This window comes from Agrobacterium tumefaciens (genome assembly GCF_013318015.2).
Taxonomy (GTDB): domain Bacteria; phylum Pseudomonadota; class Alphaproteobacteria; order Rhizobiales; family Rhizobiaceae; genus Agrobacterium; species Agrobacterium tumefaciens.
Genome location: NZ_CP115846.1, coordinates 87,898 through 109,556, shown reverse-complemented (window position 1 = coordinate 109,556; position 21,659 = coordinate 87,898). Strand labels below are relative to the sequence as shown.

At 54.4% G+C, this 21,659-nt stretch carries 19 protein-coding genes; 2 read left to right on the top strand and 17 right to left on the bottom strand.

Annotated elements, in window-relative coordinates; all coding sequences use genetic code 11:
- Window positions 1-76 precede the first annotated feature (76 nt).
- From virD4 to virD1, 4 genes are all read right to left on the bottom strand, one after another.
- Window positions 77-2,083 carry a type IV secretion system ATPase VirD4 gene (gene virD4 / locus G6L97_RS27725; RefSeq protein ID WP_174004722.1) on the bottom strand — a complete coding sequence of 669 codons (2,007 nt, stop codon included), beginning with the start codon at window positions 2,081-2,083 and terminating at the stop codon, window positions 77-79.
- 73 nt (window positions 2,084-2,156) lie between these two features.
- Window positions 2,157-4,181: a protein virD3 gene (locus G6L97_RS27720; RefSeq protein WP_174004698.1), complete on the bottom strand. Its 2,025-nt coding sequence runs from the start codon at window positions 4,179-4,181 to the stop codon at window positions 2,157-2,159.
- Between the two features lie 14 nt (window positions 4,182-4,195).
- On the bottom strand, window positions 4,196-5,539 hold the full coding sequence (locus G6L97_RS27715) for a T-DNA border endonuclease VirD2 (RefSeq protein WP_174004696.1): 1,344 nt from the start codon (window positions 5,537-5,539) through the stop codon (window positions 4,196-4,198).
- 33 nt (window positions 5,540-5,572) lie between these two features.
- Complete coding sequence (gene virD1 / locus G6L97_RS27710) at window positions 5,573-6,016, bottom strand: T-DNA border endonuclease subunit VirD1 (protein ID WP_174004694.1); 444 nt, start codon at window positions 6,014-6,016, stop codon at window positions 5,573-5,575.
- Between the two features lie 270 nt (window positions 6,017-6,286).
- Between virD1 and G6L97_RS27705 the strand changes: the two genes are divergently transcribed.
- Together G6L97_RS27705 and G6L97_RS27700 are read left to right on the top strand one after the other, a co-directional pair.
- Window positions 6,287-6,982 carry a conjugal transfer ATPase VirC1 gene (locus G6L97_RS27705; protein ID WP_010891490.1) on the top strand — a complete coding sequence of 232 codons (696 nt, stop codon included), beginning with the start codon at window positions 6,287-6,289 and terminating at the stop codon, window positions 6,980-6,982.
- 2 nt (window positions 6,983-6,984) lie between these two features.
- Window positions 6,985-7,593, top strand: a complete 609-nt coding sequence (locus G6L97_RS27700; protein WP_010891491.1) for a conjugal transfer protein VirC2 — start codon at window positions 6,985-6,987, stop codon at window positions 7,591-7,593.
- 141 nt (window positions 7,594-7,734) lie between these two features.
- On the opposite strand, the gene virG is transcribed toward G6L97_RS27700, so the two are convergent.
- The 13 genes from virG to virA form a co-directional block, all read right to left on the bottom strand.
- Window positions 7,735-8,496, bottom strand: coding sequence for a two-component system response regulator VirG (virG, locus tag G6L97_RS27695; RefSeq protein ID WP_010891492.1), 762 nt, complete (start codon window positions 8,494-8,496; stop codon window positions 7,735-7,737).
- A 218-nt stretch (window positions 8,497-8,714) separates the two neighbouring features.
- Window positions 8,715-9,749 carry a P-type DNA transfer ATPase VirB11 gene (gene virB11, locus G6L97_RS27690; protein WP_174004692.1) on the bottom strand — a complete coding sequence of 345 codons (1,035 nt, stop codon included), beginning with the start codon at window positions 9,747-9,749 and terminating at the stop codon, window positions 8,715-8,717.
- Between the two features lie 40 nt (window positions 9,750-9,789).
- Window positions 9,790-10,923 (bottom strand): type IV secretion system protein VirB10, encoded by a 1,134-nt coding sequence (gene virB10 / locus G6L97_RS27685; RefSeq protein WP_174004690.1) that lies wholly within the window; start codon window positions 10,921-10,923, stop codon window positions 9,790-9,792.
- On the bottom strand, window positions 10,920-11,801 hold the full coding sequence (virB9, locus tag G6L97_RS27680; RefSeq protein WP_010891495.1) for a P-type conjugative transfer protein VirB9: 882 nt from the start codon (window positions 11,799-11,801) through the stop codon (window positions 10,920-10,922). The genes virB10 and virB9 overlap by 4 nt, the downstream gene beginning before the upstream one ends.
- Complete coding sequence (locus G6L97_RS27675; protein WP_010891496.1) at window positions 11,798-12,511, bottom strand: type IV secretion system protein VirB8; 714 nt, start codon at window positions 12,509-12,511, stop codon at window positions 11,798-11,800. The genes virB9 and G6L97_RS27675 overlap by 4 nt, the downstream gene beginning before the upstream one ends.
- A complete protein-coding gene (locus G6L97_RS27670) occupies window positions 12,498-12,665 on the bottom strand; it encodes a type IV secretion system lipoprotein VirB7 (protein WP_010891497.1) in 168 nt (55 codons plus the stop codon). The genes G6L97_RS27675 and G6L97_RS27670 overlap by 14 nt, the downstream gene beginning before the upstream one ends.
- Before the next feature lie 35 nt (window positions 12,666-12,700).
- Complete coding sequence (locus G6L97_RS27665) at window positions 12,701-13,588, bottom strand: type IV secretion system protein (protein ID WP_174004688.1); 888 nt, start codon at window positions 13,586-13,588, stop codon at window positions 12,701-12,703.
- Window positions 13,589-13,688: 100 nt separating this feature from the next.
- Window positions 13,689-14,351, bottom strand: coding sequence for a pilin minor subunit VirB5 (virB5, locus tag G6L97_RS27660; RefSeq protein ID WP_010891499.1), 663 nt, complete (start codon window positions 14,349-14,351; stop codon window positions 13,689-13,691).
- 16 nt (window positions 14,352-14,367) lie between these two features.
- Window positions 14,368-16,737 carry a type IV secretion/conjugal transfer ATPase VirB4 gene (virB4, locus tag G6L97_RS27655; protein ID WP_174004686.1) on the bottom strand — a complete coding sequence of 790 codons (2,370 nt, stop codon included), beginning with the start codon at window positions 16,735-16,737 and terminating at the stop codon, window positions 14,368-14,370.
- Window positions 16,737-17,063 carry a type IV secretion system protein VirB3 gene (locus G6L97_RS27650; protein WP_010891501.1) on the bottom strand — a complete coding sequence of 109 codons (327 nt, stop codon included), beginning with the start codon at window positions 17,061-17,063 and terminating at the stop codon, window positions 16,737-16,739. The genes virB4 and G6L97_RS27650 overlap by 1 nt, the downstream gene beginning before the upstream one ends.
- Window positions 17,063-17,368 carry a pilin major subunit VirB2 gene (virB2, locus tag G6L97_RS27645; protein ID WP_370363082.1) on the bottom strand — a complete coding sequence of 102 codons (306 nt, stop codon included), beginning with the start codon at window positions 17,366-17,368 and terminating at the stop codon, window positions 17,063-17,065. The genes G6L97_RS27650 and virB2 overlap by 1 nt, the downstream gene beginning before the upstream one ends.
- Before the next feature lie 59 nt (window positions 17,369-17,427).
- The gene (locus G6L97_RS27640; RefSeq protein WP_010974915.1) at window positions 17,428-18,165 is read right to left on the bottom strand and encodes a type IV secretion system lytic transglycosylase VirB1; all 738 of its coding nucleotides are present in this window, start codon (window positions 18,163-18,165) and stop codon (window positions 17,428-17,430) included.
- A 544-nt stretch (window positions 18,166-18,709) separates the two neighbouring features.
- Window positions 18,710-21,211 carry a two-component system sensor kinase VirA gene (gene virA, locus G6L97_RS27635; protein ID WP_174004684.1) on the bottom strand — a complete coding sequence of 834 codons (2,502 nt, stop codon included), beginning with the start codon at window positions 21,209-21,211 and terminating at the stop codon, window positions 18,710-18,712.
- Window positions 21,212-21,659 lie beyond the last annotated feature (448 nt).

Genomic DNA, 21,659 nt, shown 5'->3' with positions numbered 1-21,659 from the left:
GCTCCGCATTCGATACAACCGGAATATCTGACGACGCCCCGCATCGAATGATTCCAATGTGAAAGGCAGCTTGAAGTCATTTCACCGAGTGCGAGGACGCGGGTCCATATCGTTGCTGAAGCGCAATGATCTGCTCCAGCAGCTGCTGTTGTGCAATCATAGCGGGAGCCATTTCAGCTGAAACACCGAAATCTGGCACCACGCCACCGGCGTCTTCTTTCACCTCATCGCTTTCAATAAGGCCCTGGGGGACGTCAATTCCAATTGGGAGGCTGTCCAGCTCGTCATCCATTTCACTGTTTTGCGGTGTAGCGGCTTCCATATTATTAGGTATCGAATCGATGTCACCTAAGCCCTGCGCCTCCGTGACGACGGCTTGTTGACTGAGGTCTTGCCCATCCCGATGGACACCTTCCGAAAGCATCAAAGATGCGGGCTCAGGGAGAGCGCCAATTTGGCATTCGAAAAGGCGCCTCAGCATACGATCGGAATAATATCGCACCTTTCGTAGTTTGAGAGGCGGATGCCCTTTAATAAGGACGATTTCATTGTTATCGTCAAGCAAGCGCACTTGTTCGGGGCGCAAAAGCGGTGCCCCCTGATCGGAAATCTGGATGTTATGATCGAACATTCGGGCTTGACTGTATGAGGTCGAACGCGCCTTGAACGTATATTCGCCGATAGCTTTCGAGATATAGGTCGGTGTTTCGTCGTCGGCCGTGGCCATAAATACTTGCACGCCAGTGTTACTGAGAAAGTTTTGTTTGCCCGCGTCATCGTAGGTGCCCGTCAAAGCCGAGAGACTCTGAATAATAAACATGAAGCGGCCTTTGTAACCGGCGATGGTTGTAATCGCGGTCTCGATTGCCTCAAGCTTCCCCAAGTGTTTAAATTCGTCAAGGAGAAACAAAACTTCATGCCGCTCATCTTTACCTGGCAGTGATCGCTGCAGAATTGACACGACCTGCTGAAAAAGGAGGCGCATCAATGGCGCCACGACCTCGAGGTCGTTGGGACTGACGCAAAGATAGACGCAGGTCCTCTTCCGACGCAGATCATAGACGGAAAAATCTGATCGACTTGTCGCTGCTTTAACCAATGGATCAGCCCACAGGTTAAGTCCGCCGTCGCCGAGCACTGATGTATAAGAAGTCAAAATTTTCGTGTCGTTACCCGCCATATTGTCGAAAATGCGCTGAGCCTCTTTATTTCGGCTTTCTTCCGCGAGGTGCGCAAAAAGTTTGTACTTCTCTCCAGGTTGAGCAAATAAGTCGTAGACCGCACCAATTGTTGGCGTACCGCGCTCAATACAGGTAAGGATGCCCGCAACGAAAAGGTCCCGCGCGCCGTCGATAAAGCCTTCCGCTCCCTTGCCTTTGGCCGTGATGAGGTTTGCGGCGAGGCGGCGCGTCTCGGTAAACTGCCGCTCGGGCGGTAAAGCTGCAATATCGAGGACGGGATTGTAACAATGAGTCCGTCGCTCTGGATCCAGAGGTGAGAACTTGAAAACGGCGTCGCCGCCCGCTTTGCGTGCTCTGGAAGTCAGCTCAAAAAGCTCGCCTTTGACGTCGAGGGCTATCACCGAACCCTTGAAGGTTAGGAGCGTCGGAATAACGACGCCAACGCCTTTGCCGGCGCGCGTTGGCGCGACAACAAGACTGTGAGGCTGTTCGCCATTGGTCAGATAGCTGCCGAACCAACGAGGGCCACACGTCTTGCCAAAGATCGGCCCCTTGATACGATTATAGCGCTGCAGGTAACCGGCGTGCCGCATTTCGCCAAATCCCGCCCAACGAGCCGTGCCATGATGCTCGTGATTGCGAAACGATATGATAAGTTGGCTTAACAGCACAACAATAGACGTCGAGACGACAATGGCTAAACCGCAATAGAAGACGGGGGTCGCATGACCCATATAGAGCGGGGTCTCGTACCAAAAGGCGAAGACGCTAAACGTCATCATCGCTTCGCCATTGAAACCATGGCGAAATGTTACATAGAGACTTGCCGCGCAAAAACCGGCTGCCAGCGAACATACGATGCTGACAGCTAAACGCTGGGGCGTAGTCTTGCTCGAATTCATCACTTCACCGAGATTCTTCGATCGATCGCAAATTGAGCTTTTGATTTGGGTGTTGCTGCGAACAACACAGCCTTTACCGCCCGTAACCTTCACGTGAACGCGAATCCAATCCTCTCATATAAGGGTGTGTCCTGCGATCACGGTCATCCCGTTTCCAAATGTCGTCTATTGCCGAATGTTCTGCCGCATGACTAGCCAGTTGTCGGTCCGCGCTGGGTCTAGACATCACGTCGCGAACGGGCGTTAACGCGCGAGTTCTACCAAGATTGTCATGCCCCAAAGCAGGAGCAGGGTCACCAAGCCTGGCAGCGGTGTTTTCGACGTCATTTCGCGCCCTAGAACTGTCAACGGCCGGCGTCACGTAAGTGTTCTCTACCAATTTGTCACAAGTCTTTTGTGCCTCGTAGAACCACGATGTAATCGGCTGATTGGCATTGGGAACCAACGGGGTAACCGATCGAGGGCTAACCCGGGGTGCAGAAGAGTTGCCCAAATCAAACCGCGTATCGGCTTCGGTCGAGATTTTTTGCTTCCCCTTTTCAACAGCAGTTCTTGCGATCCGCTCCGACTCTTCGATATGGGCCAGATCGGCATCGGTTAGATCGGGGAAATCCTCAAGGCTTGCTTGCGATGTCTTCGGTGAACGTGAACGCTCGCCATTCAGTCTGGTAAGACTCACACTATCGATCGGCATCTTCTCCGCGCGTTCGACAACGCCCTCTTTCCGGAAGACGTTGTCTGCTCCCGCTCCGCGCAAATCTGGTACTATATTTCGCACTGATAAAGATCTGTTGGAGTGAGATTCGACTAGTGCGTCGATTTTTGCCAGTTCGGCCTCGGTGAAATCAGGGAAGTCATCGAGCTCCACTCCTGAGGACCTCAGCGCTTGCGGTGAATGCCCGCCACCGCGACCAAAAGGTACCTCCCAGTTAGTGGGCACCCCGTTCGCCCTGTCGGACACGCCTTCTTTCTGGAAAGCGCCGCCTGGTCCGCGCTCACGCAAGTCCGGTGCGGCGCTCTCCCCGGCCGGGGGCCCCTTGGAGAGAGATTCGAACACCGCATCGACTTTTGCCAGGTCGGCGTCGGTCAGTTCAGGGGAATCGCGGTTTGTTTGTGATAACTTCTGCGCACGCGGTGAAAGGTCATGATGGGATCCAAGGATTGCGGCGCCAAGGGCACCCCTCCCCTGTTCGCTCGAGCGGTCACTGCTGACATCGTCGAGAGTTTCAGTGTGTGCGCTATGAGAACTTGCCTCAGCATTCGAATTAGGCGTTGTTACGGTAACTGAAAGGCTCTGAGCTTCGCGCCCACTATACCGGCTGTCCGCGGAATCGCCGAACTCCTCCAGCCCTCGGAGCGGTGACGAAATGGTGTTGCCTGAATTCCTGGTCGTCTCGCTGCCAGTATCCCTCTCGAACCATTCTGCGAGTGGGCCTGAATAGAGAGCGGAACCAGGAGTGCCATCGGGAAACGTCGAACTTTCCTGCGCAGATTTCTGTGCTCTATCTGCCGATGGCTGAGCATTGTACACGCCCGGTTCCGGCGCGCCTTGCCAGTTCGACGAATGCGCGGCCCGGTTCACGGGCGAAGATGCCGAGATAGTATTGATCTCTATGCCTAAGCCGTCTTTCCTCTTTATGGTTAATCCGCTTGCATTGCCGGGATACTCAATTTCGCGCGGTCGCTTTATGCCCCTTGCACTTAAATCTGGCAACGCACTGGCTTCCCTATCTTGTTTATTAAGATTTTCCCGTTCAAGCTCACGCAGATACTGCATACCGGTGCGGAAAGAACCGCTTTTTTTCCGCAAAATTGCGGATAGGTCCGTGCGGGCTTCGGATATTCCTGGCGGGATTACGGGATCCCGCAGACGGGCCGCTCCCAGTCGTCCGCCACTCGCCGATGTTTCTTGGACGCCGTGCGGCATATCTTCAATTGGCGGTCGCGACAAAGCCGTTGGGACCGAAGTGTCCCGACCGTCTTCTCCAGCAACGATTGATTGTGCCTGGATGGGGATCCGCGCGGTCCCACGCCCTTCATCATTCGAAGCCACAGGAACGGGCCACGCATAGTGTCTGGTGAACTCTTCATTTGCCATCACTCGGTCCTTCTCTATCTCCTATTTCCCCCACGCCCGTCCTTGCTGCGCTCATCTCTCTCGCGTTTGCGTTCACTCGGTTCTCCATCATCATCTTCACGCGGACGCTTTGAAGGGACACCTCTCCGTTGCTGGAGGTGGGCTGTAGCAGACAATGAATCGGTTGCGGTGCTGGCCCGCGTCGTGGCCGTCGGTGGAGATGGCCGAGACGTTCCAGCTTGCCGTACTAAGGCGCCACTACTGCCATCCTGTTCGCCGGCGTTCGCCTGGGGCCCAACCGCGATGCCTTCCAATGTCACACGTTTTGCTCCACTCGGCCCTCCGTCGTCATCATGAGGACGCTTTGCACGCCGCTGCCCGTTGTGTGTCGTGTGCGTGGCAGCTTCAGTTGCTGCGCGAGGAATATCGGGAGTGCGGTTTGCGCTCTCCACACGGCCCTCGGCAACACGCGAAGAGCCGCTCCCTATGTCGTCCGCGAGAATGGTTTCGGAAACGAATGGTTGAGCAAGGCGCTCCGTCTCCAATGCAACCCGCACAAGGACACCGGCTTCGTTGCTGACACCAGCTGGCTCCTGGAGATGAACTTGCGACTCATTCTGCCGATTGTTGGGCCGAGGCATGTCCTCCGGTCCGCCCGCGGATGCTTCAAATGGGGATGTATCGAAAGGTTGGCTGAATTCTGGATGATCTCCTTGCGGCGACGACTGTTCCAAATCCGCGTCTTCGAAACGGATTTGGCGAGCCTGCTCCCGCTCAAGGCGCCGATATTGGGCATAAGTGATCGGCCGCTCGGTGATGCCACGTTCTGCTCGTCGGCTCGCATCGAGGGCAATGCCATGACGAAGTGAAATCTCGGCCATCTTTATGCGCAGGGCGTCGTAATTCAGTTGGGGATGGCGCCGAGATATCTTCAGCCAGCCGTGTCCTAAAAGTTCGCGCCGATTGACGACGACATGCAGATGTGGGTGGTCGCGATCGATGTGGAAGGCCGTAAGATAGTTGTATCGGCCCCCCCCTGCGCCTGACCCAAACATCTCGGCTGCCCACTCCCGGCTCGCCGCATAAGCCGCTACCTGGCTTGTACCGGCGGGGAAGCTTACAATAATATGGGTGGTCAACTCCTGTTGCCTTTCCTCGTCTGGCTGACTTTCGTCATAAGTTCCAGTCTCTTGAACCCAGCTTCGGGCAAGTTCGTGGATTTGATCCGGTGGCAGGGGAATATCGAGATGTCGGGCTGAACGCTGCAGCTCCAGCCTGCCCTTCCGGGATAGATACTCCAACTGATTGATAATTTGTTGAAGGGTCTTGGTGCCACCTCCCGGCACAATGCGAATGATAACTTGAGCTCGATCGGGCATCGAATATGTTCCCCGCCAAGTGCTACGTCAGTGCTACAAGGCGTCTTTCAGCAGCGAGCAACCGTCGATCCGCCGCCGTGATACGGACAAAATGGAACGGAGCAAGCCGTCGAGGTCAGCGAAAGATTTACCGAAGGCGATACGTTCAGCTCGCAAAGCCTCCAAATCCATTGTCGGATTTTCGGCATAGGCAGATAGCAGCGCGGCAATGTTGCTTGAGAGTGTTCCTATGGATTGTAGTATGGCCTCCATCCTTTGACGAGTCTCTGCGTCGATTTCAAGAAAGCCACCAATGCGGCGCACCGCAACCCGTATGGCCATGCTGTCGGAGAGGCCCAGCAAGCGTGCCTGATGAGAAAAACTCTCATATTCGGCCGATCTTAATCGGGTACTGACGACCTTGAAGCCTTCAACCTTCACGCATTCGCGCTGGTTGACGGCAATGTCACTTGAGGTGGGCCTACTGCCTTGCGACATAGCTTCCTCCATAGAAGACGGAAAGATCTGAACTTGCCCCGCCGTAGCATTTCCTCGTCGTGGCAGATGGGAATCTAGCCATATACAAAACGAAATCAAGAACACATAAGGGATATTTATTTTTATATTATTACAATTGAAATTATATTACAATAAAATTGAAATATAAAATCAGGTAATTACTACATTACTCATGAATGATCGCAAAATCATACACACAAATAAAAGTACAGACGCACTTCCGCTTCACAAAATCGACAGGATAAGGACATGAAACTTCTGACATTTTGCTCCTTCAAGGGAGGAGCCGGCAAAACCACGGCACTCATGGGTCTTTGCGCCGCCTTTGCAAGTGACGGCAAACGATTGGCTCTCTTCGACGCTGATGAAAACCGACCACTAACGCGATGGAAAGAAAACGCCCTTCGCAGCAATACCTGGGGCTCCTTCTGCGAAGTCTACGCCGCCGAGGAAATGGCACTCCTTGAGGCGGCCTATGAGGACGCCGAACTCCAGGGATTTGATTATGCGCTGGCCGATACGCATGGTGGTTCGAGCGAACTCAACAACACGATCATTGCCAGCTCAAACCTGCTTCTGATCCCGACCATGTTAACTCCGCTCGATATCGATGAAGCATTGTCGACCTACCGCTATGTCATTGAACTGCTGCTGAGCGAGAACTTGGCAATTCCGACAGCCGTATTGCGCCAACGCGTGCCGGTTGGTCGATTGACCACATCGCAGCGCGCGATGTCGGACATGCTCGCAAGCCTTCCAGTTGTACAGTCTCCCATGCACGAGAGAGACGCATTTGCCGCGATGAAGGAACGTGGCATGTTGCATCTCACATTGCTGAATATGAGAACCGATCCGACAATGCGCCTCCTCGAACGGAATCTCAGAATCGCCATGGAGGAACTCGTCACTATCTCCAAATTGGTTAGCGAAGCCCTGGAGGGGTGAAGATGGGAATTCGCAAACCCGCTTTGTCTGTCGGGGAGGCCAGGCGGCTTGCCGCCGCTCGACCCGAAATCGTCCATCCTTCTTTGCCTGTTGCCACCCAAAACTCGACCCTGCCGCAGCCGCCTGAAAATCTCGACGAGGAAGATCGACGACCTGCCCCAGCCACCGCCAAGCGTTGTCACAGCTCTGATCAGCAATCGATGCTGACCGTGGATGCTTTGAGTTCGACGACAGCGCCAGAAAAGATCCAGGTCTTCCTTTCAGCGCGCCCGCCCGCGCCTGAAGTATCGAAGATATATGACAACCTGATCCTGCAATACAGTCCTTCCAAGTCGCTACAAATGATCTTGCGCCGTGCGCTTGGCGATTTTGAAAACATGCTGGCGGATGGATCGTTTCGTGCGGCTCCGAAGAGTTATCCGATCCCTCACACAGCTTTCGAAAAATCAATCATCGTTCAGACCTCCCGCATGTTCCCGGTCTCGCTAATAGAAGCCGCTCGCAATCACTTTGATCCATTGGGATTGGAGACCGCCCGGGCTTTTGGCCACAAGCTGGCTACCGCAGCGCTTGCATGTTTCTTTGCTCGGGAGAAGGCAACGAACAGCTGATCTCTCAAAAGATAGGACCCATCCAATCACTCCGCAGTGCTGAGTTTTTCGGATAGTACCGAGGAAAGGCAGCTTTGCCGAGCCGCATAGCAATCTGCTCACGTTGGGAACAGATTGCTAAAGGCGAAATGCACCTCTACCTCAGGCCGCCATCACACCCCCGTACGAAACATCCACGTCAGCGTCAAAGAAATAGCCAGCACCTCTTGCAGTCTTGATCAACTGAGGGGTCGTCGGATCCCCCTCAAGCTTCCGGCGCAGCCGCAAAATGAGGACATCAATACTTCTGTCATACACCTCCTCCTCGCGTACCCGACTGGCGATCAGAAGCTGCTCCCGGGATAGGACGTCGCGCGGCTTCTCCAGGAAAGCAACCAGGAGATTAAACTCACCTGCCGTGAGTTTCACCTCACTGCCCTCTTCCGAAATCAAGCGGCGTCGCCTGAGATTAAGTGTCCAGTCAGCGAAACTAAATGAGCGTCGATCTTTGGTTCGCGCGACACTGGGCCGCACGCGTAACGCAACACGGATGCGCGCCAGAAATTCCCGCGTCCCAAAAGGCTTGGCAATAAAATCGGTTGCTCCCAACTCGAGCGCAATAACTTTGTCCGCCTCTTCGAGGCGAGCGCCGCTAATAATTATGATTGGAACATCGGACTTCGTGGCCAGACTACGAACAATTTCAAGCCCATCTTCGCGGCCCAAATTAAGATCGACGACCACGACATCGACCGTCTCGGAGCAGAGTACACGATTGAACTGCTTGCTGTCGGCTACCGCAGTCACCTTAAAGGCATGGATCGTAAGATACTCGACTATAAGATGCCGCATAGCGACATCGTCATCGATGACAAGAACGTGTTTCAACGGTTCACCTCTCAATCTAGGATCCTGGCCAGCCATTTGCAGCTCAACAGAATTTATACACGTAAAGATTGTATTCGTTAGACTCCACTCTTTAATTTTCTCTCACTACACGGGCATTTCGGCAAGATTTCGACCAAACCGCGCACGACAGAAATGCAAACTAGATGTCTACGTTTGATGACAAAGATTGCTGAGCATTGCTACAAACGTAATTCTACAACGCGCCATGCGGCATTTAGAAACATGGATCACAACTACTGCTGGTTAAGAAGATCGCCTATTGTCTCACCGCGCCGACGCGCATCGGCAGCGAGCCAGATTTCGCCCACCTCGTAAATGTCACCGTGGGCACGGAAGGGTACGATGACATCAACTGCGGTTGCGAGCATGTCAATCAGGGTGCGATCTTCCAAGCTAGCCCCCTGAGCGCTGCTTTTCACGAGCGAAAATAGCTTTTTGAAACCTTGGACGGGATTGGCACCATGTATTGTGGAAATCGATCCCGGATGCCCTGAGACGACTTCACTCAGATAAGCCCACGCGGCATCGTCGCGTATCTCGCCGAGCAGTATTCGGTCCGGTCGCATGCGCAAGCTAGCCTGTAGCAGATGCTCAGCGGTCACTGCGCCCAGCCCAGCCCCATTCTTAGAATACAGCAGCCTTACGTGGTTCTCGTGTGGAATGACGAGTTCGAGCGTATCTTCGATGGTAATCAGCCTTTCCTGCGGCGGGATAGCGTTGATCAAGGTCTTGCTCATCGTTGTCTTGCCACTCCCGGTGGGTCCGCAAAGCAGCATCGTCAACCGACCAACGACACATGCGTGCAGAAACGCCTCCAGATCCCCGTTGTCATAGTACCGAAGGATAGCTTCATCATGCTCATCATGCCGTTTTTTTCGTCCCTTCCACTGATTCCACCTCGGAGCATCGTAACGGGACGAGACTTCTTTGAGACTAGAAACACGGGAACTTGGCCGTCGAATCGTCAAGCTGACGGTGCCCGACGGTACCGTCGGCGGCAAACAGATTTGCAGCCGCTCGCCGTCTGGAAGTTCAGTTGCGCAAAGTGGGTTGCGTGGTCCAACGTCCTGTTTTCTCAGCGCGCCTGCTAAAATAGCGATATCTTCGAGATCGTCATAGGAGACAGGCAAAGGGAACTTGAGGAAGGCGCCGGCCTGGCGCACAAATGCCTCCCCAGGTCGATTTATCGCAACTTCTTCGGTCCGCGGGTCATCGAGCCATTCCAAAATCGGCTTGAGAAGGATTCGTAATTGCGGATCCACCTCCATTTGTATCGTATCTCCATCTGTAAGTGATAAGTTGAATTCGTTATGGACGGCGATCCCGCCCCCGCGCCGCGCGACCAGCCATACGAAGCTGGTATATGCCTGAGAAATCGAGATCCCGTGCGACAAAAATGGAGACCGTGTCGCCCTGATTCTTCTTCAGGGTTGGCGGTATGTTGATCGTGGCCTTGAGGGCTGTGTCTGCCGTTTGTTCACCGTTATTCTGGACGCTGTTGAAGCTCGTCCCTCCACCCGAGCTGCCAGCGTAGGTGCTCGCTGCCTGGAAGGCACCTTGGACGACACTCAAGAGCATGGCCCCGCTAAAGCGCTGCCAGAAGTGATTGTCGACGGTGCCCGGCAATCCCGAGCGACCGAGTTCGTCAGCGCTTGGTGACGCAAGCGAAATCATGGCATGGTCGGGTGTCTCCGCCCGATCCCAGAGCACAAAAACACGCGTATCTCCCTGTTGCAAACCGCGCTGGATCTCGCCAACAACGGTGGTGCCGCGATCAAGAAGCACAACGTTGTTCGTTGTTCCACGAACATCCCAGGGTAACACGCATTTTACATAGCCTGCCAGACTGGTGTCGATTGCCGTTTGCAAGATACATGGAATAATCGTCCCCTCCGTCACCATGAAGTCGGGATGAGGCAAGAGCGTAGCCCTGGTGGGCTGCAGCTCGGTGGGCTTCATGCGTATCGAGAGATCATTCTCGGCGGACACTTCGACCTTCGGCAAAGGACTGTCTTCCCCATTGCCTTCGCGTCTTCGGTCCGTTTCGCCTTGTTGAACGCGCTTGCTGGTCCCTTGATCACCACTGGTGTACGCAAAAATCGGTGTTTCTTCCGGCCGCGGCTCATGCCGTTCCGGCTCACTTCGTGCTGGCGGAGGAGCAGTCGGCTGAACAGCTTCCTGGGCAGCCGGAGGATCAAGTGTAACGTCAATCGGAGCCGGATGAAATGGCTTGGTGTTCGTGGCGATCATGGTTGACGGGGGTGCGTTCCCGTTTTCCTTCTTTTCACGCCCGCCAAGCCAAATGAGGCTAAGTGATAGCGCGAGAACTACACCTCCTACGATCAACTTTTGAGCCCCCGAAAGGCGCCGGTGATGTGTGTCGGAGACCAGGGACCCCGACGCATCGACATCATGCGCCGATTGCTGATTGTCGTCGTTCATCCTCTCACCTCCTTTAGGACGCGCTTCACATCGGGCCTCACAGTGCCCGTCTCCGGCCTGCGGCCGACGGGATCGTAGGCGGTATTCCAAATGCATAATACCGTGTGGCCATCCCTCAGACGCCAACCACGGGAAACCGAAGAAATCTCGACATAGCTCCCTTTGACTGAATAGTTAGCGACAGCTTCCTTTCCATCCGGATTTATCGTGTAGATGGAGGGTATGCGTACATTACCTGGGAAGTGAAATACCGTCGTAAATCCATCATCGAAGACTTCGAGCGGCAACAGCGAACGATCGCCCTGAGCGACATAGTGCCAATTCTTGTCCTCGGCACCAACGGTCGTGGCAGGCTGCTCCAATAAACCCTCTGCTCTCTGTTGATATTGCGCTTCCGCACGTATACGGTCTGCAACAGCCTTCTCTTGTGCCGCCTTCTGGCGAGCCGCTGCGTCATCGGCAGGGTAAGCGAATTGTACGCTGTAGTAGAGATCGGCCTGCTCTTTATCGAGGTGCGGCAGCGTCTTGGAAGAGATGCTGAAAACGTAGCGTCGCATACCGGCGTCACTCGCAGTTAGCACGACCACTGGCTGGGGTGGGAGAACCTTGCTAGCCTTGAAGAAAAGATAATTTCCGCGTGGAAGGGCCGCGAGATCTTTGCTATTGGAAACGGCAACAGCTGTCACCGTTTCGTTAGCCCCGAAAGTAACAACCAAAGTAGCTCCAACCGCCGTTGAAAGGCGCACCACTTGATCGGGATTGTAAGCGAGATAACGCATGCGCGGATCAAGTCTGCCCGCCGTTGGCGTGTCTTCAGCCCTCGCGCCAATCGCCGCAAAAAGTAAACATGCCAGAGTGAGAAATGCTTTTTTCGTCATGGTTCGCTGTGGCCTGCGTTCGAAACGGTATCTTCCGATGTCTGGTAGGAGGTGACAACCAAGCCTCCCGGGTTGGTCAGTCTCAATCTGCCGGGCAAGCTGGTCACCTTTTCATAACGAACCGTAGCAGTCCAAGTGCTCGCCATCGGCATTTTGCCGTCAACGATGAGGGTTCGCTTATAGCGAATTTGCTGCACACCCGGAGTAACATCATTCGAAGCGATGTGTTCGACCTCTAGCCTGCCGTGTTTGCCGAGGATGACTTGAGGCGAAGTTGGATTGGGATAATTGAAGAATTGCTGATAATTTTGGCGCACCATTGGGGCGCTGAAGTTCGAGACCAGGTCATAGGCGTACTGGGCGGTATCGGCATCATAGCTCTCGCGCAGCCGAACATACTCCCACAGTGAGGCGTTAACGACGGCCTCCTCTTGAGTTGCAGGCAATCGGGAGACGGACACCTCGCTGTCAACGGTGCCATCCGGCCGTATCCATAGATATACCGGCACAAGCCTGATCAGCGGCACCATGGTGGCAATTGTGAAGGCTTGCGCAACATTCCCCAAAACCGCGATGGTTGCGACAGCTGCAATGACCTTGGAGAGGCGCCGCGCTGATTTCGCACGCGCAGTTTGGAAAGCTTCCACTTCCTTGTAGTGCTCAGCCAGGGTTTCCCGCGCTACTAGCAAGGCGTATTCAGACCCCTTCATGGCGACCACCTACGTTGCTGAGCTGAAGATCTGACGGCGTAGGCTGCCATCGCCCCACATTCAGCGGGAATATCGGGCCTTTGCAGCTCGCCAATTTATCGTTTGTCTGGCAGCCGCCTAAAGCGAGAGCCAGGCACAGGAGGCAATATTTCATAGAGTTCTCCACCGACGTGAATTTTTTTGCGGGACCTAACGACGCTCGACCTGAGCGAAGCGACGGTACAAGCTGTTGGCAGATTGGGTCGCGCCGCTCCAATAACTGCCTCCGATGTTGCCGGCGATTGCCGGCAAAGCGACAATGAGTGCGTCACCAGTCAGAAAGAACATGTCGAGTTCGTAAAGACCAATGATCTTGGCCGCGGTCGTACCGGCAAGGGTGATTACACCAAGCATAAGCGTGAGTGCAGTCGCTTCGGTTAGGATGACTATTGTCGCCACGAGGTTTAGCAGGAGAAGTAGGAGACCATAGGTGATAAGTTGCCCGATCCACTTTGCCGCGATGTCGCGCGTGCGATCAAAGATATATCCCGTGAGGATCAAAGGGCCGATCGCCAGAAGCACTTTCATGAGAATTCCGACGGCGTCGTAGATTCCGAAGGCAGACCAGAGCGTGCCGTAAAAGACCCACTGAGCCCCCTGGAAAGCAAGGATGTCCTGGTCATTCATCGGGCCGATTTCAGATGCAATTCTCTGAAATGCAGCCTGGGTTAGGGCGAACATTGTATCGAGCTGAGCGGGAATGGTCTGCAGAGGCAGGCCGCTGCCACTAAACTGCTGAATAAAGTTTGGAATCGTCTCTTCAAAGACTGAAACCACATAGTCGTGGTAGTTGGCCTGCCCGACGACAAGGGCAACAACGACGGTGACCGTGATCACCCGAGTGATACCGCCGCGCGTGTCGATTTCGCCACGCATGACCAGAATACCCTGAACGATAATCCAAAGAGTGACGCAGGCGACCAATGGCGCGCTCACCGCCTCTTGGATCGTCCCAAGCATTGTGTCCAGGCTTGTCGTAAAGGCTAGATCGAAGATCGTATGAATGGCCGTAAACGGCGCCGGGATCGTGAAATTCATCGTTTGGACCTGACCTTGACTGGCTTGTCGCAGAATGTCGGATACAATGAACTCGCATCCTGAAATGTGCAGATGGGCGGCACGAATAAGTCGCCCAGTCTCAGGGGACGGCCCCAAAGATGACCGCAGTCTTTTGATGCTCCTTACGTTGAGCGGCCGCCTCTTCCGCCTCATGAAGGCCAGCCTGCGCGGTGGTCATCGTTAACAAGCTGGTCGCCTGTACATTTTGAATCATTGCGTCATGGATCTGCTTGAGAAGCAAACCGTTGGTAACGGTTGCCTGCATGATATTGCGAGAGCGAGAAAGCTGTGTCGAGGTCTCGGCATTCGCTGTTAAGCGTTTGTCCATCGTCTCCAGGTTGTCAGCCGCAATGCCCGCGCTATTTGCGGAACCGGTGATCTGCGATCGCAACAGATCCGCTTCAGCGTCGCCACCAACTACGGCTCGATCTGTATCGGTGGTGATCGCACGTGCCGTGGTCGACATTGGCATTCGCGGCGAAAACATTTCCGTGTCCAAGTCCCTGGTCGAGGGATACTGATTTTTTTGGTTGAGCGAAGTTAGTAGGCCGGTGACGCCATAAGCCGAGGTTAACATCGCCACCATCGTTATGGTCTGTTCGAGATTTGCCGCAGTCTCGAGCGCCGTCGCCAGCGTCTCAGCTTCCGTCGCCGGATCGCTGACAACGAACTGCGCCCGCGCGGGCCCGACCGAAAGAAGGCTGACGGCCATGGCCGCAGCAACAAGTTGCATGATCTTCATAGTTCCCCACCTTTGATCAATCTTTTGCCTCGTGGTAACGAGCCATAAATTCGCCGAGCCAGGCTGATGGGTTGTCCCCCTGTACTTTGCGAAGCTGATCCGCGAAGCGCACCGTGTTGGCGCGCCCCGAAAGTACGGCGACATATTCGCGCATTTCCCGCAGATCGAATTCGCAGACGACGCTTCCGCTTTCTCGTTTAAGCAGAAACTTCCGGCTACCTACTGCCATGTCTTCACGGATCGCCTGAAATTCCTTTTCAGTACATTTCAGTCCATCGATGTAAGCCGATCGATCTGCCGTGGGTGAAGGATAGAAAATCTTCGTCATACATTGCGCGACGAGACTGGCGCCTAGCTGCGATTCCAGGACATGCTCAGGTTGCTGCGTTGCCAGTATCAGCATCCCATTGTTTTTGCGGACAGTAAGCAGGAACTTGTCGACGACCGCCGCAAATTTAGGATTTAGCAAATAGGCGCGAAACTCATCGCAACTCATCACAAACCGACGGCCGTCAACCATGGCTCCAATGCGGTGCAGAAGATATGCTGCGGCGGCAGCGCATACTTCCTCATATTCGAGAAGATGCGTCATGTCGAAACCAGTAATCGAAGGATCCAACTTTACTTCATCGAGCTCGCCGTCGAACGCCCAGCCTAGTGCATTGCCACGGCACCAGCGTTGGAGTCTCGCTCCCGCCCCTTCGGCGGGTCCATGCAACAAAAATTCGCGTAACCCCGCGATTGAGCGCATGTGGGGATCAAACGAGAGCTGCCGATGGATACCCCGCACCAGACGGCGATTTTCCTCGGGGGATATTCCTCCACGGCCATCGCTCTCAATGAGCGCCACGATCCATTCGCGCAGAAAATCATGTGAAGCCGCTGTATTTTCCAGGCCACGCAATGGCGCCAATCCGCTCGGCGCTCCTCTACGGAGCGCCAAATATGTACCCCCGGTGGCGCGAACCAGCAGCTCACTGCCGCGGTCCTTGTCGAAGAGGACAACCGCACCCGCGCGGTCGACCATGCTCTGCTCGAGCATCGCGAGGATAAAGGTCATGAGCGTCGTTTTACCCCTCCCGATGGGACCGAATATCGCCGTCATGCCGACATCGTGCTCGTGCGGGATGTAGTCGAAAGGGGTTCCACCATTGGTACGAAAGCGCGCAATCGCGTTGCCCCAGTGACCTGAGCCGGATCCCTCGGGAAAATTCTCGAATGAGACTAAACCAGCGAAGTTGCGCGATGTGATCGCTCCCGGACGCGTGCGCCACTTATAGTTGCCTGGCAGCTGCGACCAATAAGCCGCCTCCATGCCGATGCCCTCTTGGACAACAACAGCTCCCGCATCCGCCAATCGCGTCCGGGCGCGGGCACCTCTATCTGCAAGACTATTGAGATCATTTGCATATATGCAAAGACTCAAATGATGCGCCCCCATAACGAATTCGTTGCTCGCTAGTGCGTCCTCCGCCTCGGATAACTTGCTGATTTGGGTGACGGCTTTGTCGCCAGAACTCAACATTTGGCTGGACTTGAGGCTGAGCTTCGAGTGGGCTTGCGAGCGAGTCAGAAACGAGAAGCTCTGCGTCAGAACAAGCGGAAAATCGAGAGACAGTAGCACGTTGAGCATACCCGGTCGCGTCGTTGCGGGGTATTCGCGAAACGAGTAAATAGATCCCACATAACTATCTTTTGGTGTTCGGATCTCGAGTCCCCGCTTGCCGCAAATAACTCGGTCGGTATAGATCGAGGCGCCGAGCGAACCGCTAACGACGGGAACCGGCGTGAATCGACCAGTCATTATCAGCCGCAGAGCTTCTCCAACCTCCGTAAAAAGCACATCTTGCTTCTCACGAATACCAAGACGACGCAGGCCGTACGCTTCGAGAGCGCCAGCGACAAGATGCCAGAGATCTTCCAGGTTCCTGGTTTGAGCTGTGAGATCGTTTTCTTTTTGTCTGTAGCGTTTGGTGAACCTTCTCCTCACTTTGCCAAGCGCGGCCCGGGGAGACACGATCAGCGTAAGGAAGTGGTCATTGCGAAGGAGTTTGCCGGAGAGAACGCGCTCCTCAAAAGCTTCGCTCAGACTGGCGGAAAAAGCGCTACGGAAATGTCGCGCGGGTGACGGCGGCACATCGTCATGACGTACGAGGTGAGCATATATTGACACATGATCATCAGCGATATTGCGCAAGAGCGTATTAAATGCACGGCAACGTGCATTGCGCATTTCGGCATCTTCGAGTTCGAAGGCCATGCCACTTACGTGCGCCATCGTCATGATCGATCCATCTTCTAGAAGGACAATATGGTCGCTGAGGTGCCCGACGTAGGGTAGATAGACCTCGCCAGACCTTTCGGTTGTGCCACTTGCTCCGAGCATTACGCCATTCCTCTCCCTCGCGCGGGAACCTTGATTGGATTTGGGCTAACGCTTGCGCCGCCCCAAATCAGACCATCAACGCTCCTTCCCGCCGTCTGCAAAAAAAGTAGAACGACGCTGGCCGCGTTATAGTCTCGTTCCACCACAAGCCGCGCTCCGAACCACAAGGGCACGAGAACGACTTCGTACAGCGGGTTCTGAACGATGACGATGACAAAGCCGGCAAACATCACGAGTAGCCCCGCCAACGTCAGCGGCACGCCAAGAAACAATGCGGGCCGTGTCGCCGCCAAGTAAAGGGTTGCTTCTTCCAGACGATCATTCATTAGCCACCTCCAGTCAGCGTTTTGCCCAGGAAGCTGGCTCCAAACATGATGACAATGCCGCCGACGACGCCGGCAACGAGACCGAGTGAAGCGCGACCGAACATCCAGGAGATTCCGATGGCCACGATGCCAAGAACAGCGAGTGACTGGCCGAACGGACCAAGGATAAACGTGCATATGTTGTTAACCATTGTGGCTGGGTCAGTGCCGCCACCTGCAGATTGGGCCGCGGCCGGCCCAGAGGAGAAAATGCTCCACCCCATTGCACCGACCACGCTCGGCGCATAGCCGGATACCATGCGCATCACCGCGTTCGAGAGCGAGAGGCGATTCAGATGTACACGGTATCTTTCAAAGCATCGCATTATTGCGGACCTCCTTGATTTAAGTCGAACAAGAGTTGATCGTCGTCTTCGGATTTGCGGTTGTCCTCGTCTGGCGGCGGAGGCGGACCGGATGATCCGCCAGCTCCGCCCTCCGGGGAACGACGCTTATATGCCCCCCAAACATCCCATGTTTCCTCGGATCCCGGCTTCTCACGATCATCTTTTGGACGCGCGGTTAACGGGGGGACGAGCTGTTGAGCGGCCGTTTCAACTTTTCGCACGTAGCCGTTCGCGAAGCCGTGCGTGAAATCACCGGTGTTATAGGCGGAGATTGCCCGACGAAGCGACAATTGCTCGTCGTCAGCCGTGTTGCCGCCAGCGTAGCGGCTCCCAAGCAAGTTTGCAGCGACAGATAATGACGTGCAAGGTTGAAGGGCTCCGTCAGGTGTCAGACCGAGCACGGAAAAATTCCGGGAATTGATCTGCATGAGCCCAACATCCAGCGAATGCCGTGCTTCGAGACGGTCCATCACGACTTGCGTTGCTTGAGCCTGGTTCTGCCAGTGAAGCGTTTCGCCGGTGGTATTGTCATGCACAGCAAGCGGATCAAAGCGACTTTCGACCTGAGCGATCGCTGCAAGCGTAGATGGAGCAACGGATGGAGCGCATTCGCGTGCAAAATTATTGAACTCAGCAAATGAAAGTGGGGCAGCACCGCTCGACGGGCACGTGGAGGCCAGTAAGATAATCGACAGCGGCCCTGTTGCCTTCAACATTCCCCATCTCCCCAAGCTCATAACCAACACAGCCACTTCGGTCGGAAGAAATGCTGTCATCTGATGTTCACGATTATCGGGAGGGTCGGTTACTCTAGGATTTTTGTTTTCTTCTTTTCGATTTCATTTGAAGCGAAAACGGCTTTCCATGCACTTAAGGGTGCGCCGACGAAAGATGGCTCTCTAAGACAACGGCGAGGATCTAGAATGCCGTCGAAGTGAAATTCCAGGGCGGAATGAACGGGGGATGGTTTCAATAAACTGTGGCACTTCGCAGGCTCCGATCAGGGTGTCGATCGCGCCATTTGCGTGGCGAGGGTATCCGCCTATGCCGACTATCCTATGTCCGAGCTCAGCGAACATATGTCTTGTTCTTCGAAGACGGTATCGAAGACCTCCAGCAGATAATCGCCAACCTTCGGGTCTCAGAAGACGCACCGCCACAACCGACTGCCCAAAGCGATTGCGAGGAACCATAGCTGTAGGCGCGCCGAACAGACGTGCTGATTACCCTGGTCGAGTCTCCTGAAAAACATCCTCAACTCTAGGCTTTGATCTTGGTACGAATCGCGTAGGCCATTGTCCTGGAGGATATAGGTTTGGGCAGAAAAAGCGCGGACGTCATGTCATCGCTGGAAAGTGACATTTTAAGATCACTTCCTCCAATGATGATGGACGCCGTCTTGAAGGCTGCGTGCAAAGCAGTAGCACTCTGATTCTCGGGAAGAGACGATTGGTCAACTAGAACCAGATCGGCTTGCTTGCCTTTTGATATCCAATTGCAAAGGTCTGCACATGTCTTAAAGCCCACCGGCTCATAGCCCAGAGCGGCGATCTTGTCTTCGTACACCTCCCGCAAGACAGGATCTGGCTCAATCAATGCCACAATTTCTCCGTTGCCACGCGGTGTTTTACAGGGCCCAAAAAACGCGTCCGGGCTGACGGGCTTCTTCGAGGAAGGAGGTAGATAAATGTCGAAGCGCGTCCCTCGCCCTACGGCTGAAGTAACGTCAATATATCCTGCAAGCGCGCTGACATGACCGTGCACGGCAGCAAGACCTAGACCCGTGCCGCCGCTGCAAGAGCGTGTTGTAAAGAAAGGCTCAAAAATGTGGGGGAGCACAGTTTCGGCAATGCCTTCACCGTCGTCGCTGACAGAAAGAAGAACATAGTCGCCAGCTGGCATAACACCATGCGCCAGTACTTTCTGTCGGGATACAAAAATTCGGCTAACGATGATGTCGATTTGACCATCGGCGGTAAACGCCTGGGAAGCGTTCTTGCAAAGATTCATCAGCATCTGCTGAACCTCTAGCGGGCTTCCTTCGACTACGCTCTTCTTGTCGTCAAACTTGAACTTCAGCTCGATGTTGCGCTGCAATGCAACACGCAATAAGGGAGCAATTTCCATTACGAGTTCGGAGACACTGAACGGCTTTGTCACGCGTTCTAGTTTTCGACTTAGAGTCAAGATCTGATCGATAATGAGCCTGGCTCTGTCACCCGACGAAATAATTTGGTCAATGTGTCTTCGGGTGACAGATGACCGACGCAGCATGTTTTGCGCCATTTCAGCGTACCCGAGGATTGCTCCCAAAATGTTGTTGAACTCATGCGCTATTCCACCAGCAAGTGTACCAACTGCCTGAAGACGTTCCGCATGCTCTAATCGCCTCTCCAGAATATCGCATTCGGTCTGCTTACGCCGAACATCGATATAGTGGCAGAGGCAGGCGGTGGCGAGTTCAAGAAGCTGAACTTCGCCTGGACAAGATTTCAGACGATGGCCCTGGTAACCGAGGGAACAAATCGCTATCAGTTGATCCGTAGATTTGTGTGCCAGCAGCATAGAAACGCCCGGAGTCTCCGGAGGGAGGCAGCTGACCTTTCGCGTCGACATGATGCGGAATACTGACGCACGCTCATCCGCTCTGGCAAGAGAAACCATCTCGCGTAGCGCGAGGTCCTCCCAGACGGGCTCAGGCAGCTTCGCAGCGAAACTTTCGACAGCCCACCTGTCACCATGGTCCACCAATGCTAGTGCACACGATTCCGCATTAAAGAAGCGTTGAATAATTCCAAGCGCAGCTTGCGCGGACGAATTGAGGGACGACGCTGTGGCCCCTCCCCCCTCGAAACAAACCCCAATCTCTTTGATTACCTCTTCGTAATCCAAACGCCGCGTTAACCAAGCCGTTTTCCGACGCAGCCTATAGACCAGTGAGATGATGTAGATGCAAAGGCCCACCGAAACGGAACCCAAGAAGATCCGTGCCCGCTGCTCCCTCACGCTTTGCAAGCTATAGGCCTCCAAACACTTGCGCTCCAATCTTTCGGCAATTTCAGCGGTGTCGGAGGTCTGAATCATGTTTACGGCATCGTTCACACGGGGCAAAAGCGACAAGATGACGCGACCCTCGCCTGCAAGTATACGGATAGGAACTTCAGCCCCACCGCTAGCTTTTTGGAGCATGTCGAGTTCGTGACTGATCTCCAACGAGAGTGCTGGGCTTGGCTGACGCACAAACTGCAGCATCAGGCTGCCCAATTCGTTCGAATTTTCGACCGTCTGATCCGTCGACGACATTTTGGGAAGAATACTAAGCGCGCGAGTGAAGCTGGCAAGCGAATCTTGCAGGAGCACGTTTTGCGCTCCGAAGGCTGCAACGGCCGCGTCGGTCGTATCCACAGACACCTTTAGCTTGTCGAGCAGTTGAGAGAAATCATTGCCGATCACAAGATGAGATTGTTTAAATAGTCGCTTCAAATTTTCCAGGTTCTTCCGCAAAGCTCCCAACCTGGAGATAATGGGCCGGTAGTTCGCCACCACACCCGCTTCCGCGCGGAGTACATCCCGCTGCAGCGAAGCACTGTCGATGTTAATAGCTCGCAATTGGGTCAGGATCGCCCGATTGGTTTCATTGTCCTGCCAAGACGTAATCGCCATCAAGGCAAAAATCATTGCAGCAACTACCAAGGCCAGGATAGACCAAGGCTTGGCGCCTGTCTTGAAATCTTGCCGAGACGGTGAATACCTTCCATTCATCCGCACTTACGTCCTCGTACCAGCGCTCAGTCCCACCCCGGTGGCCCTTAGGCCGCACAGTAGGGTTTGTAAATGGGTTTGAAGCAACAAACGTCGACTCAGTGTGTTTCAAATGAAACACAGCCTCGGCATTCCAATGGATGTTTCCGGTTGCCGAGGTGTTCTTTGACTCCGCGCGGTGGCTGGTAGGATCGATATGGTCGGGATGTCGCCGTTTGCACCGAGAAAAATGAAATCGTCGACATTAACAATATGGCTGATCATGCGTCGACAGGGCAAGTTGCTATGCTATGCGCAGCGAGAACTGCCGTGGCGGCTGCCGCGGACACTAGCGGATATTAGGTCTGTGTTCGTACCACCTTAGAGGCTGTCGGCTTCGAAACGAAGCCAGGACGTCAGCGGCATATGAGACCCAACCGGCTTTTTCGTGTGCATATCCGTTAAATAT